The following is a 15,386-nucleotide window of genomic DNA, read 5'->3' as shown; positions in this document are numbered from 1 at the left end:
CTGACAAGGGCCCCCGGCGCCGGTGCGCGCCAGGGGCCGTGCGGAGTCGTACTCCGGAGGGTCAGGCAGACTGCGTGACCTTGCCGTCCACCGCCGGGTCCGGGGCCGGGGCCTGGTCGGCCGCGTCGGCCGGCTTCGGCTCCCCGCCCCGCAGCGGGACCTCCTTGACGAAGAACGCCGCGACGAAGCCGATCACCGCGACGGCCGCGCCCAGCGTGAACGCCGCGTGCGTACCGGTCGACACCGCGTGCTGGTACGCCTCGCGCACCATGTCCGGCAGCTTCGCCAGGCTCGCCGCGTCCAGCTGGGTCGACTGCTCGGTGGCGCCCGCCCCGCCCGTGCCGGCGCGTGCGGCCATCTCGTCCTGTACCCGGCTGGTGAACAGGGCGCCCATGATGGCGGCGCCGAAGGAGCCGCCGAGCGTACGGAAGAGGGTGGTGGTGGACGAGCCGACGCCCATGTCCTTCATCTCGACGCTGTTCTGCGCGACGAGCATGGTGATCTGCATCAGGAAGCCCATGCCCGCGCCGAGGACGGCCATGTAGAGGCCGGAGGTCAGCCGCGAGGTGCCGGTGTCCATCTGCGCCAGCAGGAACAGACCGACGACCATCAGGGCGCCGCCCAGGATCGGGAAGATCTTGTACTTGCCGCTGCTGGTGGTGACCCGGCCCGCGATCAGCGAGACGACCATCATCGACAGCAGCATCGGCAGCAGGAGCAGACCGGAGTTGGTGGCCGAGGCGCCCTGTACGGCCTGCTGGTAGAGCGGAAGGAAGAGCACCGCGCCGAACATCACGAAGCCGGTCAGGAATCCGATCACGGACATCAGCGAGAAGTTGCGGTTGCGGAAGATGTGCAGCGGCATGATCGGCTCGGGGACCTTGGTCTGCACGAAGACGAAGCCGACGAGGGCGGCGACGCCGATGGCGATCAGCTCCATGATCATCGCGGAGCTCCAGGCGTACTCCGTACCGCCCCAGGTGGTGACCAGCACGATCGCCGTGATGCCGATGGTCAGCAGCGCGGCGCCGAGGTAGTCGACCTTGGCCTTCGTCCGGTCCTTGGCGGGCAGATGCAGGACGGCCGTGATCATCACGAGCGCCAGCGCGCCGAGCGGGAGGTTGATGTAGAAGCTCCAGCGCCAGCCGAGGTGGTCGGTGATGGTGCCGCCGACCAGCGGTCCGCCGATCATCGCGAGCGCCATGACGCCGGCCATCATGCCCTGGTACTTGCCCCGCTCCCGGGGCGGGATCAGGTCGCCGATGATCGCCATGACGCCGACCATCAGACCGCCGGCGCCCAGTCCCTGGACGGCCCGGAAGCCGATCAGCTGGCCCATGTCCTGGGCCATACCGCTGAGCGCGGAGCCGATCAGGAAGACCACGATCGAGGCGAGGAAGACGCCCTTGCGGCCGTAGATGTCGCCGAGCTTGCCCCAGATCGGCGTGGAGGCGGCGGTCGCCAGGGTGTACGCGGTGACCACCCAGGACAGGTGCGCGAGGCCTCCGAGCTCACCGACTATGGTCGGCATCGCGGTACCGACGATCATGTTGTCCAGCATCGCCAGCAGCATCGCGATCATGAGCGCGAGCAGCACCACGCGCACGCTGCGTGGCTGCGGCCCGGGTTTCTCCACTATTTCCGGCTGTTCGGTCTTCCCGGTCGGACTCATCGTGCCCACTCCCCTGTACTTCCCCTGGTACTTACTTGCCGCCCGGCAAGCTGACTACACTGGGGTAAGGTAGACCTCTACTTGCCGGGCGTCAAGTAAGTTACTTCTCGGGAGAGCACCCATGGGCAGCACACAGCACCCTCGGCGGGGAAACACCCGCCAGCGCATCCAGGACGTCGCGCTGGATCTCTTCGCCGAGCAGGGATACGAGAAGACGTCGCTACGGGAGATCGCCGAGCGGCTGGAGGTCACGAAGGCGGCGCTGTACTACCACTTCAAGACCAAGGAAGACATCCTGATCAGCCTCTTCGAGGATCTGACGCGCCCGCTCGACGACCTGATCGCCTGGGGCGGTACGCAGCCGCACACCCTGGAGACCAAGCAGGAGATCCTGCGCCGCTACAGCGAGGCGCTGGCGAGCGCGGCCCCGCTCTTCCGCTTCATGCAGGAGAACCAGGCGACCCTCCGCGAGCTGAGCATCGGCCATACGTTCAAGGAACGGATGATGGAGATGCTCGATCTGATCCTGGACCCGGACGCGTCCATGAAGAACCGGGTCCGCTGCGTCAGCGCGCTCTTCACGATGCACGCGGGCATGCTCGCCCTCAGAGACGTCGAAGGAGACCCCCAGGAGAAGCGCGAAGCCATCCTGGAGGTCTCCACCGAGTTGATGAGCCAGGCTCATCGGGTCACACCTTGACGCCCACCGAGCGCAGGAACGGGACCGGGTTGACGGCCGAACCGTAGTTCGGGGTCGTACGGATCTCGAAGTGCAGGTGCGGGCCGCTGGAGTTACCGGTGTTGCCGGAAAGCCCTATCAGCTTGTCGGTCGTGATCCGCTCACCCACGTACACCTTGATCTGGGACAGGTGCGCGTACTGCGAGTACATGCCGTCCTTGTGCTTGATCACGATGGCGTTGCCGTAGGCGGGGCCGTCACCGGCGCCGTTCGGGCCGGCCTTGACGACGGTGCCGCTATGGACGGCGTGGACCGGCGTGCCGCTCGGCACCGCGAAGTCCTGGCCGGAGTGCTTGCTCGCCCACATGCCGCCGCCGATACCGAAGCCGGCGCTGAGCTTGTAGCGCTTGACCGGGTCGGTCCAGGAAGCGGCCTTCTTGGCGTTCGCCTTGGCCTTGGCCTGCTCGGCCTTCGACTTCGCGGCCTTGGCCTTGGCGTCGTCGGCCTTGGAGGCGGCCGCCGCCTGAACAGCGGCCTGCTGCTTGACGGCCGAGGCGGCCGAGGTGGTGGCCGTGGCGCCGGTGGCCGCGCCACCGCCGGTCGCGGCGAAGGCGGCCCCGGTTCCGGCCACCAACGACACTCCGAGTCCGGCAGCCAGGACGCCGGCACGGGTACGAAGGACGGACGGTCGGGACAGACGGGACAGCTTGCGCTGCGACATACGGGTAAACCTCCGGGCATCAAGGGACCCGGCACACGAGAGCCGGGCTGGCCTCACCTTGGTAACCCGGCCCCCACCCCATCCCAAAACACCCCATCTACGGCATCACGTCGTAGCGATCCTCGCGGCAGTCCGCCTCTTGACGACCACGATCGGCACGCCACGATGGTGCACTATGAGCTGATTTAAACCTGTTTAATCGCACGTGAAACGCCAGAGAATCGGCATCCGGCCCCGGTGCCCGGTTCGGCCGTCGCCATTCCGCCGAACGACCCGCACCCGGCAGGGCCGAACGTCCCGGCCGATGCCCGGCGCCGTGACTATCGCGGCTAGTAGGGTCAAAAACACCTGTGCTGCTTGTCACGGCCGCCGGGTAGAAATGCCTTCCGATTCAGGACCAAAGTCCCGGTTGTTCCGACCGATCACCGGCAGGTACCCACTGCCTCGTACCGCGGGAATCCCGCCCAAGGGGGACACCACCATGACCGCCCCGGCCGACGGCCATGACATCGACGGCATCGAACTCGCCGACGCCATCGAGTCCGTACGCGACCAGCTCCTCGACGCCGCCACCCGCGGCACGGACCGGCCCCTGGCCTTCGAGGTGGGCGACATACAGATGGAATTCACGCTGGAACTGCGCAAGGAGGCCAAGGTCGGCGCCAAGGTCAAGGCCTGGGTGGTGGAAGCGGGCGCCGACGCCACCCTCGCCACGGGCCGCACCCACAGGGTCGCGTTCACCCTGACGCCCCGGGACGCCCGCACCGGCGCGCCGTGGCAGGTCGGCAACCAGGACCCGGGCAGTACGGCCGGATTCGGCCGCGGAGCGCGATGACCGCCGCCCGCGTCGTCGCCGTACAGGGAGAGACACAGGGCACCGGCGTGCTGCTCACCCCGCGACTGGTGCTGACCTGCGCGCATGTGGTCGGCGGCGACGACAGGCCGATGATCGCCCACCCCGACCGGGCGGGGCAGGTCAGCTCCGAGGTCCAGTGGCGCGACGAGTCCCTCGATACGGCGCTGCTCTTCACCGACCACGACCTCATCGACGCGGACCGGGCCGCCCCGCTCGGCCGGCTCCGTATCGGCGCGCTCGCCACCACCTCACCGCTCCCGCACTGCCAGATCGTCGGGTTCCCCGACATCCAGCGGTACGGGGACGACGGCGCCCTGGAGCTGGACCAGTACCGCGCGTCCGTACTGCCCTCGGCCGGCTCGCTCCGCTCCGTCCTCGTCTGTGAGCTGGACCACCCGGCGGCCGACGAGCGCCACGACGGTACGTCTCCGCTCCAGGGCCTCTCCGGATCGCCGGTCTTCGCGGGCCCGGTGCTGCTCGGCATCGTCACGCGGGTCCCGCAAGGGCGCGGCCATCTGCGGGTCGAAGGCATACCGATGGACCGGATCCTGGCCACCGAGGTCCTTCTGGACTCGTTCCGGTCCGAGCCGGTGACCGACTTCCACCCGGGCGACCAGTACTTCGAGGAGCAGTACGCGCGGGCTCTGCGGGCCCGGTACCGCAAGACCCGCATCTTCGGGATCGACGAACTGGGCACCAACGAGGCCACCTGGGACCTGGATACGGCGTATCTGAGTCTGGAGGCGGGACAGCGGGACGAGATCGTCCCCGACCCGCGGGTCTCTTTCCGGTCCGCCCCCGCCCAACCCCGCCGGATCGACGATCTGCTGGCGGACCGGCCCCGCACGCTGCTGCGCGGCGAGGCGGGCGCGGGCAAGACCACCCTCGTCTGGTGGCTCGCCTCCCACGCGGCGTGCGGCACGCTCGACCCCGAACTTGCCGATCTCAACGGGCTGGTGCCGTTCGTCGTCCCGCTGCGTACGCTGCACGCCCGCGGCACCGGCCTCGCGGACCTCGACCAGCTCCACACGGCGGCGCAGATCCCGGCGGGCAGGGCACCCGACGGCTGGGCGAGCCGGGTGCTGGCGTCCGGCCGGGCCTTCCTGCTGGTCGACGGCATCGATGAAGTGCCGCCCGCCGAGCGCGAGAAGGCCCGTACGTGGCTCACCGAGCTGCTGGACCTCTATCCCGGGACGCGTTGTCTCACGACCGTACGACCGCTCGCCGTCGACCAGGACTGGCTACGGTCCGAGGGCTTCGAGGAACTGCACCTCCTGCCCATGCGGGACGCGGACATCCAGCTCTTCGTCGCGGCCTGGCACAGAGCGGCCCGACGGGAGTGCGACGGCTACGCCGACCGGACGCGCGCCGCCGAGGAACAGGCCGAACTGCGCGAGCTGGAAGCGGAGTTACGGACGCGCTTCCGGCAGAACGCGTCCCTGCTCGCCCTCGCCCAGACCCCGCTGCTCTGCGCGGTCATCTGCGCCCTGCACCGCCGCAGACGCGGCCTCCTGCCGGACACCCGCTGGGACCTCTACCGCTCCACGCTGGCCATGCTCCTCGGCAGCCGGGACAGCCTGCGCGAGATCCGGCGCCCCGAAGGCATCACGATGGGCCTGGAGGAACACCAGGAGCTGTTGCAGTCCGTCGCGGTCTGGCTGGTACGGGCGGGTCAGACACAGCTCTCGTACCAGGACGCCGAGCGCCAGATCGAGGTGGCGATGCGACGGCTGTCCGCGGTGAACGCGCAGGGCTCGCCCGCGACCGTACTCACGCATCTGCTGAACCGCAGTGGTCTGCTCCAGGAACGCGGCGACGGAGAAGTCCAGTTCATCCACCGCACCTTCCAGGACTATCTGGCGGCCCGCGCGTTCATCGAGGACGGGTCGCTGATGGAACTGCTCCAGAACGCCCACGACGAGCGGTGGCACGACACGATTCTGCTGGCGGTCGGCCACTGCCGCCCTCACGAGGTCCGGAGGCTGATCAGCGGCCTGCTCGCCGCCGGGGAAGACGCCGTCTCCGACCGCACGCGGCGCGAGGCGCTGTACGTACTCGCGGCCCGCTGTTTCCTCAACGCCGTCGTGGTCGACGAGACGGTCGCTGAAGAGGTCGCGGCGCATGTCCGCGCCATTGTTCCGCCCAGCCCGATGGCGCCGGCGGAAACGCTCGCCTCATTGGGGCCCTACGTACTGCCCTTCCTTCCCGAACCGGCCGATGTCCATTCGGTGACGGCCCAACGCGTCGCCCGTCTCATCTGCGAAATCGGCGGCCCGGAGGCCATTCCCCTCGCGCGCCGGTACACGCCACACGAAAGCGTTTTGGTCCGGTCGGAGTTCGCGAGCAGCTGGAGCCGATTCCCGACGGAGGAGTACGCACGGGAGGTACTGGCCCGTTTGCCGTTGGCGGACACGCTGCTCGTCGTGACGGGCATCGACCAATTGCGACACCTTCGCCAACTGCCCGAGATCGGACGACTCGGGCTCGCGGGCAGTTACGACGGAGCACAACTCCACTCGTTTCTTAAGGGTGTTGACTTCGGAGTGCTGCGTGTCCACTCCAACAACACACTGGACGAGCTGTCGTTTCTCCGTGAACTGCCACGGCTGAGCCTGCTTGATTTGTGGGCCTGTTCGGCGCTGAAAGACCTCTCGGGGCTGCGAGAGTCACGGATCGAAGTGCTCCACTTGGACGTGGGCCGGCTGACGCACGCGGATCTCTCCCCCATCCACCGGATGCCGAAACTGAAGGAGCTGCAGCTCGTCTACGGAGATTCGCCGCTCGCACAACAACTGCCCACCGCACACCCCGCTGTGGAGAACCTTGTCGTCGAGTGCGATAAACCGATCGACTTCTCCTCGCTCCCGGAGTGGCCCGCGCTCCGCTACCTCACTTTGTCGTTCGGCTCATGCGCCTGGCTGGTCCACAGCGGCCGGAGCATGGCCCCCGCTCGACAGGTCCGCAATCTCAGAGTACGTATCCGGTCGGGATATGCGGGACTGGCACATCTCGCCGAGATCTTTCCCTCCCTCTCGCTGCTCGAAATCTCCATGGAGGTATCGGAGAACGCCGAGCTGAATCTGACTCCCCTGCAGAGCCTGCCCGGTCTCCGGGTAGAGGTCTTGCCGGCCTGGGACGGCGTACTGCCCACCGTCATCGGCGGTGAGCCCTTCGGCGACCGGCTGACCGTACACGGTTGAGACACGGCCCCGCGCACACACAAAAGAGGCTGCCCCGGAACCGTGGAAAACACGGTCCGGGGCAGCCCCTTCAGTCACTCAGCCCTGGGGCGTGAGCCTCACACGTCCTTCGTCAGGTTCGGGCCGCCGCCGGCCGCCTGCTCGATCGGAGGGACGTCCGGCAGAGGCGACTTCTCCTCGCCGCGGAAGGTGAACTTCTTCGCCTCACCCTCGCCCTCGGTGTCCACGACCACGATGTGACCGGGGCGCAGCTCACCGAAGAGGATCTTCTCGGAGAGGACGTCCTCGATCTCGCGCTGGATCGTCCGGCGCAGCGGCCGGGCGCCCAGGACGGGGTCGTAACCCTTCTTGGCGAGCAGCGACTTGGCGTTCGGGCTGAGCTCAAGGCCCATGTCCCGGTCCTTCAGCCGCTCGTCCACCTTGTCCACCATGAGGTCGACGATCTGGATGATGTCTTCCTCGGTGAGCTGGTGGAAGACGACCGTGTCGTCGACGCGGTTCAGGAACTCCGGCCGGAAGTGCTGCTTCAGCTCTTCGTTGACCTTGTTCTTCATCCGCTCGTAGTTGGTCTTGGTGTCGCCCTGGGCGGCGAAGCCCAGGTTGAACCCCTTGGAGATGTCCCGGGTCCCGAGGTTGGTCGTCATGATGATGACCGTGTTCTTGAAGTCCACGACCCGGCCCTGGGAGTCGGTCAGCCGGCCGTCCTCCAGGATCTGGAGCAGGGAGTTGAAGATATCGGGGTGGGCCTTCTCGACCTCGTCGAAGAGGACGACGGAGAACGGCTTCCTGCGCACCTTCTCGGTGAGCTGGCCGCCCTCCTCGTACCCCACGTATCCGGGGGGAGAGCCGAAGAGACGCGAGACGGTGTGCTTCTCGCTGAACTCCGACATGTCGAGGGCGATCAGCGCGTCCTCGTCGCCGAAGAGGAACTCGGCGAGCGTCTTGGACAGCTCCGTCTTACCGACACCGGACGGGCCGGCGAAGATGAACGAGCCACCGGGGCGCTTGGGGTCCTTCAGACCCGCTCGCGTACGGCGGATCGCCTGCGAGAGCGCCTTGATGGCGTCCTTCTGGCCGATGACGCGCTTGTGGAGCTCGTCCTCCATGCGGAGCAGCCGCGAGGACTCCTCCTCGGTGAGCTTGAAGACCGGGATGCCCGTGGCCGTCGCCAGAACCTCGGCGATCAGCTCCTCGTCCACCTCGGCGACGACGTCCATGTCGCCGGCCTTCCACTCCTTCTCCCGCTTGGTCTTCGCCGCCAGCAGCTGCTTCTCCTTGTCACGGAGAGACGCCGCCTTCTCGAAGTCCTGGGAGTCGATGGCCGACTCCTTGTCGCGGCGGACGCCCGCGATCTTCTCGTCGAACTCACGGAGGTCCGGCGGAGCGGTCATCCGGCGGATACGCATCCGGGAGCCGGCCTCGTCGATCAGGTCGATCGCCTTGTCCGGCAGGAAGCGGTCCGAGATGTAGCGGTCGGCGAGCGTCGCGGCGGCGACCAGGGCGGAGTCCGTGATGGACACGCGGTGGTGCGCCTCGTAACGGTCGCGCAGGCCCTTCAGGATCTCGATCGTGTGCGGCAGCGACGGCTCCGCGACCTGGATGGGCTGGAAGCGGCGCTCCAGGGCCGCGTCCTTCTCCAGGTGCTTGCGGTACTCGTCGAGCGTTGTCGCACCGATGGTCTGCAGCTCGCCGCGGGCCAGCATCGGCTTGAGGATGCTCGCCGCGTCGATCGCGCCCTCGGCGGCGCCCGCACCCACCAGGGTGTGGAGCTCGTCGATGAACAGGATGATGTCCCCGCGGGTGCGGATCTCCTTCAGGACCTTCTTCAGGCGCTCCTCGAAGTCACCGCGGTAGCGCGAGCCGGCGACGAGCGCGCCGAGGTCGAGGGTGTAGAGGTGCTTGTCCTTGAGGGTCTCGGGCACCTCGCCCTTGACGATGGCCTGGGCCAGCCCCTCGACGACCGCCGTCTTTCCGACGCCGGGCTCGCCGATGAGCACGGGGTTGTTCTTCGTACGGCGGGACAGCACCTGCATGACCCGCTCGATCTCCTTCTCGCGCCCGATGACCGGGTCGAGCTTGGATTCGCGGGCGGCCTGGGTGAGATTCCGGCCGAACTGGTCGAGGACCAGGGACGTGGAGGGCGTGCCCTCGGCAGGACCGCCCGCTGTGGCGGCCTCCTTGCCCTGGTATCCGGAGAGCAGCTGGATGACCTGCTGCCGCACCCGGTTGAGATCGGCGCCCAGCTTCACGAGGACCTGGGCGGCGACGCCCTCACCCTCGCGGATCAGGCCGAGCAGGATGTGCTCCGTGCCGATGTAGTTGTGGCCCAGCTGAAGAGCCTCGCGGAGCGACAGCTCCAGGACCTTCTTGGCACGGGGGGTGAAGGGGATGTGGCCGGACGGGGCCTGCTGGCCCTGGCCGATGATCTCCTCCACCTGCTGGCGGACCGCCTCGAGCGAAATCCCGAGGCTCTCCAGGGCCTTAGCGGCGACACCCTCACCCTCATGGATAAGGCCCAGGAGGATGTGCTCGGTGCCGATGTAGTTGTGGTTGAGCATCCGGGCTTCTTCCTGAGCCAGGACGACAACCCGCCGCGCGCGGTCGGTGAACCTCTCGAACATCGTTAATCGCTCCTCAGAGCGGTCAGGCAGTAAAGGGGTCGGTCCCCTCCCTGTCCTTCCGCAGCTTAGTCCCGCAAGCGGGGACCGCTCATTCCAACTGCCGACTACCTGTCCCAGGCTCCCAGCCCCGAACGCCGGACAACAGCTCCAACCCGATGGTGCGAGACGATGTTCCCGCAGGCCAGGCATATACCCCCACCATCAGTACGCCGATGGCGAACGTGAGACGCCCGGTAACCGCGTGTCGCCCCTTCCCACTAGGAATGTCTTACCCGCAAGCAGTGACACTCCATGCGGCGCACCCCGGTTCCCTCCGCTACGGGCGAACACCCTTGCGCTCCCGAACGCGCTCCCGCGCCCCCGAGTTGACCACTCTCCGCGATCGGATACGGACCCAGCGTAACTCCGGGCGGGGTGGGGGAGTTGCCCCGGGTATGTCCTTCACCGTCCCGTCCCCCCGCGCCCCGCTCGAAGGGGCGCGTACGCAGTGGCACGACCGCGCGCACGACGGGTGGTCGTTGGCGCGGTGGTACGAGAAAGGCCTGGGCTGGGCGACCGTCCCGGGGCCACAGGTCCAGCTGCTCACCGGGCTCCGCTTCGACGTACTGGAACTGCCCGCGGACGCGGGGGACGCCGTGCTGCGGCGGACCGGCGCGACGGGGCCGGTGGCGCTCCACGGGGAGCGGATGGCGTTTCTGGTGGCCGCGGGGAGCGCCGACGAGGTGCCGGGGCTGCTCGACTGGCTGGAGTGGGGCGGGATCGCCCTGGGCCTGACCACGCTCGGCGCGGACGGCCGGATGCCGGCCCCCGTACCGCCGCGGTGGCCGTGTGCCACCGCTGCCGCTGCGCAGGGGGCCGCTGTCTGGCTGCGGCCCCCCGAGCCCGGAAGGAAGGTGGAGCCGACACTGCCGGCGCTCGCACCGTTCGGGTACGGCGGCGGTGACGGGGGCAGCGGTGGGGATGCCCCCGATCTCGTACGACTCGTGGACGCGGCGGCGACGGAGTGCCACCGGGCCCGTTTGCTGCGCAGAAATATTCTTCGTGCGAGAACTCAGCCGTTGGCCTTCTCGTAGGCTTCACGGATCTCAGCGGGAACACGGCCGCGGTCGTTGACGCTGTAGCCGTTCTCCTTCGCCCACTTGCGGATTTCCGCGGTGTCCTTGTTACCGCCCGCGGCGACACGGCCCTTGCCACGGCTGCCCGCGGCGCGACCGCCCGTACGCCGGCCACCCTTGGTGTACGGATCGAGCAGGCCCCGCAGCTTGTCCGCATTGGCGGTCGTGAGGTCAATCTCGTAGGTCTTGCCGTCCAGAGCGAACGTCACTGTCTCGTCCGCCTCGCCGCCGTCGAGGTCATCGACAAGAAGGACCTGAACCTTCTGTGCCACCGGATTCCCTTTCATCGAAAATGCAGTACGCGGAAAGGAAACCGCTTTTCTCAGGAAAACACAAACCCCCGGCAGAGGTTCAGTCCAGCGAGAACACGGGAAACGTGCGCGATTCGGACATAGGGTCTGGTGTCTTCCCGGCGATCACAGGTGCAGAAGCATCCGGCTGTTGCCCAAGGTGTTCGGCTTCACCCGTTCGAGACCGAGGAACTCGGCAACACCCTCGTCATAGGAACGCAGCAGCTCTCTGTAGACATCTCCGTCGACCGGCGTCTCGCCGATCTCCACGAAGCCGCGCTTCGCGAAGAACTCGACTTCGAAGGTGAGACAGAATACGCGCCGCACTCCGAGCCAGCGGGCGGTCTCCAGCAACTTGTCCAGTAGTTGATGCCCGGCGCCGGTGCCCCTGACCGTGGGATCCACCGCGAGTGTGCGCACTTCGGCGAGGTCTTCCCACATCACATGCAAGGCACCACAGCCGATGACAGTCGCGTCCTCGTCGCGTTCCGCGACCCAGAACTCCTGGATGTCCTCGTAAAGCGTCACCGGCGCTTTGTCGAGCAGGATGCCTTCGCTCACGTAAGGGTCCACGAGACGGCGGACCGCCGGTACATCCCTGGTCCTGGCCCGTCTGACGGTGAGGGCATTTGCTTCGGCATTGGGAAGCGGAACGGCTGACGGCATGACTGGACGCTATCGCCCCGACTCGCGCCCGGTGTCGGCACCCTCGTCCGGCTCTTCGGACGCGTCCGGCTCTTCCCGCTCTTGGGGCTCTTCGGGTTCTTCCCGGTCTTGCACACCGGCGCCTTCGTTACTGACCGCTTCCGTTTCCGTACTGATCGCTTCCGTATCGGCTTCTTCGGAAGCGTCCCGGCGCACCAGGGCGACCGCGTCCTCCAGCGAGCGGCGCTGCTCGGACGACATCATGCCGAAGAAGGCGACAAGGGCGGCGGCGGGGTTGTCGCTCTTCGACCAGGCTTCGTTCATCAGCGCCGCCGCGTAGGCGGCGCGGGTGGAGACCGCCGTATATCGATAGGCGCGGCCGTCGACTTCCCTGCGCACCCAGCCCTTCTGATGGAGATTGTCCATTACGGTCATGACGGTGGTGTAGGCGATGGACCGCTCCTGCTGAAGGTCTTCGAGGACTTCCCGGACGGTGACCGGACGGTTCCATTGCCAGACGCGTGTCATGACGGCGTCTTCCAGGTCTCCCAATTGTCGGGGCACAGCGCCACCATAGTGCGAGATGTCCGAATGGCCGGTTATTGACGTAACAAAAAGGACGTACGACTGATTTCAGTCGTACGTCCTGGTCATATGTTGAGCGCGCGTACCTCGCGTGCCTCGCGAACCCTCAGGCGCCGTGCGGATCCGGGGTGCGGCCCTGCTCCTGGGCGGCCTCCGCGCGAGCCATCGCCGCGTCGACGGCGGCGTCCTCCTTGGACTTGTTGGAACCGCCCTGGCTCTTGACGATCGTCACGACCAGGCCGGTGAAGAAGGCGGCCATCACCACGGGGGGCAGGAGCGCGGATACGTAGTCCATGCCGTCCAGAGTAGCTATCCGGCGGCGCGCTCCTCCGGCGGGGGCGCGGGTCGGCGGCGCGGCGGGAAGACCTCGGACGGCTTGGGCATCGGCCGGTCCTTCTCCGGGCGCTCCGGGTGCTCGGGCCGGCGGGGCTCGCGGGGTTTCTGGGGCTTATGGGGCTCGCGGGGCTCCCGGGCCGGCTCGTCGGCGGCGCGTCCGCCGGGGAGCGCGAGGAGACGGGTGCGGGGAGCGGGGGCCGTGGCGGCGGGGACGCCGGTCAGATGGGCGCGCACCGACCGGTCCGCGAGCCGTCGGCAGCGGTCGAGCAGGGCCGCCGCGACCGGATTGCCGCGCAGGGCGCGCAGCGCCGCGAGATCGTCGGGCCGGGGGCGGTAGCCGGCCGCAAGAGCGTCCTGAAGCAGCTCCAGATAGCCCGTGAGGGACCCGGGAAGCGCTTGCCGGTACCTGGCGAGGTCGGCCTGGAGAAAGGCCCGCAGACGCCCGGCCTCGCGCACCGCCTCGTCCACGGACTCGGCGAGGGCCAGGCAGGCCCGGACGTCCTCGTTCGGGAGCGGGGCGGGGTGGAGGGCAACGGCGAGGGCACGTCGGAGCACACTCAGCTCGTCCGCACCGAAGGCCATGCCGCCGCGGGATCCGTATGGCGTGGGCATGCGGCGACACTACGCGCCAAAGGGACAAAATCCGCTTAACACCCCTCTTCTGGCGCGGCCCGCCCGCCGAACGAGGGACGGACGAACGAGGGACCGGCGAACGGGGTACGCCGGTACGCGCGCGCCCGTACACCCGTACGCGTACGGGTGTACGCCCCTGCCGCCCGCCCGCGCTCCTCACCGCCCGGCCCGGGCCGGTCCCCGCGCGCTCACATACGCGAGACGTTGCGCTCGTACACCAGGCGCAGGCCGATCAGGGTGAGCCAGGGCTCGTGCTCGTCGATCACGGACGCCTCGCCGAGCACCATGGGGGCCAGGCCGCCGGTCGCGATCACCGTGACCTCCTCGGGGTCCTCGGCCAGCTCGCGCGCCATCCGCGCCACCACTCCGTCGACCTGGCCGGCGAAGCCGTACAGGATGCCCGCCTGCATCGCCTCGACGGTGTTCTTGCCGATCACGCTGCGCGGCCGGGCCAGCTCGATCTTGCGGAGCTGGGCGCCCTTGACGCCAAGCGCCTCGACCGAGATCTCGATGCCGGGGGCGATGACGCCGCCCGCGTACTCACCTCGCACGCTGACCGCGTCGAAGGTCGTCGCCGTACCGAAGTCGACGACGATCGCCGGGCCGCCGTACAGCTCGACCGCCGCGACCGCGTTGATGATGCGGTCCGCGCCGACCTCCTTGGGGTTGTCCATCAGGATCGGCACGCCCGTCTTGATGCCGGGCTCGACGAGGACGGCGGGGACGTCGCCGTAGTAGCGGCGGGTCACCTCGCGCAGTTCGTGCAGGACGGACGGGACCGTCGAGCAGATCGCGATCCCCTCGATGCCGTCGCCCAGTTCGTCGCCGAGCAGCGGGTGCGTCCCCATCAGTCCCTGGAGGAGCACGGCGAGTTCGTCGGCGGTGCGGCGCGCGTCGGTGGAGATGCGCCAGTGCTCGACGATCTCCTCACCGTCGAACAGACCGAGGACGGTATGGGTGTTGCCGACGTCGATGGTGAGCAGCATCAGGCGCCGGCCTCTCGCAGGTCGAGGCCGATGTCGAGGATCGGGGAGGAGTGGGTGAGCGCCCCGACCGCGAGGAAGTCGACGCCCGTCTCCGCGTAGGCGCGCGCGTTGCCGAGGACGAGCCGGCCCGAGGACTCCAGGACCGCGCGGCCCGCGACGATACCCACGGCCTCCGCCGTCTCGGACGGGGTGAAGTTGTCCAGCAGGATCAGATCGGCGCCCGCGTCCAGGACTTCGCGGACCTGGTGGAGGGTGTCGACCTCGACCTCGATCGGTACGTCGGGGAACCGGTCCCGTACGGCCTTGAACGCCTCGGCGACCCCGCCCGCCGCGACGACGTGGTTGTCCTTCACCAGGGCCGCGTCGGAGAGCGACATCCGGTGGTTGACCCCGCCGCCGCAGCGCACCGCGTACTTCTCCAGGGCGCGCAGCCCGGGAGTGGTCTTGCGGGTGTCGCGGACCTTGGCGCCGGTGCCTTCGAGCACGTCGGCCCACGCGCGCGTGGCGGTCGCGATACCGGAGAGCCTGCACAGCAGGTTGAGCGCGCTGCGCTCGGCGGTGAGCAGATCGCGGGTGCGGGTGGTGACGCTCAGGAGTTTCTGGCCGGCCTCGACGCGGTCGCCGTCGGCGGCATGGCGCTCGACGGCGAACTCCTCCGTGCAGACGAGGGAGAGCACGGCCTCGGCGATGTGCAGGCCCGCGACCGTACCGCCCTCGCGCGCGGTGAAGTCGCCGGTGGCGACGGCGTCCTCGGGGACGGTCGCGACGGTCGTCACGTCCACGCCGTGGTCAAGGTCCTCCGCGACGGCGACATGCGCGATGTCCTCGACCTGGACGGGGTCCAGACCCGCGTCGGCGAGCAGTTGGGCGAGGGCGGGATCGAGGGCGCACTCCAGGTCGTCGGGTCCGTAGCCGTCCTCGCCCGCGGAACAGCCGCAGCCGTCGCCGCAGCCGCCTCCCGGGGCCTGCGCCGCGGCCGGGGCGCCGATCTGGATGAGCGGTACGTCCACGGGCTCGGGGCGCGGACTGTCTTCGGGCGTGCTCACG

Annotated in this window: 14 protein-coding genes; 4 read left to right on the top strand and 10 right to left on the bottom strand. The window is 68.6% G+C overall.

What is annotated here, in order from left to right; all coding sequences use genetic code 11:
- Positions 1 to 61: 61 nt before the first annotated feature.
- Entirely contained in the window at positions 62 to 1,672 is a 1,611-nt protein-coding gene (locus ACFRMN_RS24740; protein ID WP_383022902.1) for an MDR family MFS transporter, read from the bottom strand.
- A 121-nt stretch (positions 1,673 to 1,793) separates the two neighbouring features.
- Here ACFRMN_RS24740 and ACFRMN_RS24735 point away from each other — a divergent pair, with 121 nt between their 5' ends.
- On the top strand, positions 1,794 to 2,372 hold the full coding sequence (locus ACFRMN_RS24735; RefSeq protein WP_383022900.1) for a TetR/AcrR family transcriptional regulator: 579 nt from the start codon (positions 1,794 to 1,796) through the stop codon (positions 2,370 to 2,372).
- On the opposite strand, the gene ACFRMN_RS24730 is transcribed toward ACFRMN_RS24735, so the two are convergent.
- Entirely contained in the window at positions 2,362 to 3,072 is a 711-nt protein-coding gene (locus tag ACFRMN_RS24730) for a M23 family metallopeptidase (RefSeq protein WP_383022898.1), read from the bottom strand. The genes ACFRMN_RS24735 and ACFRMN_RS24730 overlap by 11 nt on opposite strands.
- 481 nt (positions 3,073 to 3,553) lie before the next feature.
- Here ACFRMN_RS24730 and ACFRMN_RS24725 point away from each other — a divergent pair, with 481 nt between their 5' ends.
- Positions 3,554 to 3,907, top strand: a complete 354-nt coding sequence (locus ACFRMN_RS24725) for a trypco2 family protein (protein WP_383022896.1) — start codon at positions 3,554 to 3,556, stop codon at positions 3,905 to 3,907.
- Complete coding sequence (locus ACFRMN_RS24720) at positions 3,904 to 7,128, top strand: NACHT domain-containing protein (RefSeq protein WP_383022894.1); 3,225 nt, start codon at positions 3,904 to 3,906, stop codon at positions 7,126 to 7,128. The genes ACFRMN_RS24725 and ACFRMN_RS24720 overlap by 4 nt, the downstream gene beginning before the upstream one ends.
- 98 nt (positions 7,129 to 7,226) lie before the next feature.
- On the opposite strand, the gene ACFRMN_RS24715 is transcribed toward ACFRMN_RS24720, so the two are convergent.
- Positions 7,227 to 9,749 carry an ATP-dependent Clp protease ATP-binding subunit gene (locus tag ACFRMN_RS24715; protein WP_030354442.1) on the bottom strand — a complete coding sequence of 841 codons (2,523 nt, stop codon included), beginning with the start codon at positions 9,747 to 9,749 and terminating at the stop codon, positions 7,227 to 7,229.
- Positions 9,750 to 10,183: 434 nt separating this feature from the next.
- Here ACFRMN_RS24715 and ACFRMN_RS24710 point away from each other — a divergent pair, with 434 nt between their 5' ends.
- Entirely contained in the window at positions 10,184 to 10,822 is a 639-nt protein-coding gene (locus ACFRMN_RS24710; RefSeq protein ID WP_383022892.1) for an SCO3374 family protein, read from the top strand.
- Here ACFRMN_RS24710 and ACFRMN_RS24705 read toward each other — a convergent pair.
- From ACFRMN_RS24705 to nadC, 7 genes are all read right to left on the bottom strand, one after another.
- Positions 10,801 to 11,136, bottom strand: a complete 336-nt coding sequence (locus tag ACFRMN_RS24705) for an Lsr2 family protein (protein WP_030354444.1) — start codon at positions 11,134 to 11,136, stop codon at positions 10,801 to 10,803. The genes ACFRMN_RS24710 and ACFRMN_RS24705 overlap by 22 nt on opposite strands.
- 144 nt (positions 11,137 to 11,280) lie before the next feature.
- Positions 11,281 to 11,820 carry an amino-acid N-acetyltransferase gene (locus ACFRMN_RS24700; protein WP_383022890.1) on the bottom strand — a complete coding sequence of 180 codons (540 nt, stop codon included), beginning with the start codon at positions 11,818 to 11,820 and terminating at the stop codon, positions 11,281 to 11,283.
- A 9-nt stretch (positions 11,821 to 11,829) separates the two neighbouring features.
- A complete protein-coding gene (locus ACFRMN_RS24695) occupies positions 11,830 to 12,327 on the bottom strand; it encodes a BlaI/MecI/CopY family transcriptional regulator (protein WP_383022952.1) in 498 nt (165 codons plus the stop codon).
- 163 nt (positions 12,328 to 12,490) lie between these two features.
- Entirely contained in the window at positions 12,491 to 12,679 is a 189-nt protein-coding gene (locus ACFRMN_RS24690; RefSeq protein ID WP_383022888.1) for a hypothetical protein, read from the bottom strand.
- 14 nt (positions 12,680 to 12,693) lie between these two features.
- Positions 12,694 to 13,302 (bottom strand): hypothetical protein, encoded by a 609-nt coding sequence (locus ACFRMN_RS24685; protein ID WP_383022951.1) that lies wholly within the window; start codon positions 13,300 to 13,302, stop codon positions 12,694 to 12,696.
- A 239-nt stretch (positions 13,303 to 13,541) separates the two neighbouring features.
- Entirely contained in the window at positions 13,542 to 14,339 is a 798-nt protein-coding gene (locus tag ACFRMN_RS24680; protein ID WP_383022886.1) for a type III pantothenate kinase, read from the bottom strand.
- Complete coding sequence (nadC, locus tag ACFRMN_RS24675) at positions 14,339 to 15,385, bottom strand: carboxylating nicotinate-nucleotide diphosphorylase (protein ID WP_383022884.1); 1,047 nt, start codon at positions 15,383 to 15,385, stop codon at positions 14,339 to 14,341. The genes ACFRMN_RS24680 and nadC overlap by 1 nt, the downstream gene beginning before the upstream one ends.
- Between the last annotated feature and the right edge of the window lies 1 nt (position 15,386).

The organism is Streptomyces sp. NPDC056835 (genome assembly GCF_042789485.1).
Lineage (GTDB): Bacteria > Actinomycetota > Actinomycetes > Streptomycetales > Streptomycetaceae > Streptomyces.
The sequence above is the reverse complement of the archived record's forward strand: the minus strand, read 5'-3'. Positions and strand labels throughout refer to the sequence as shown.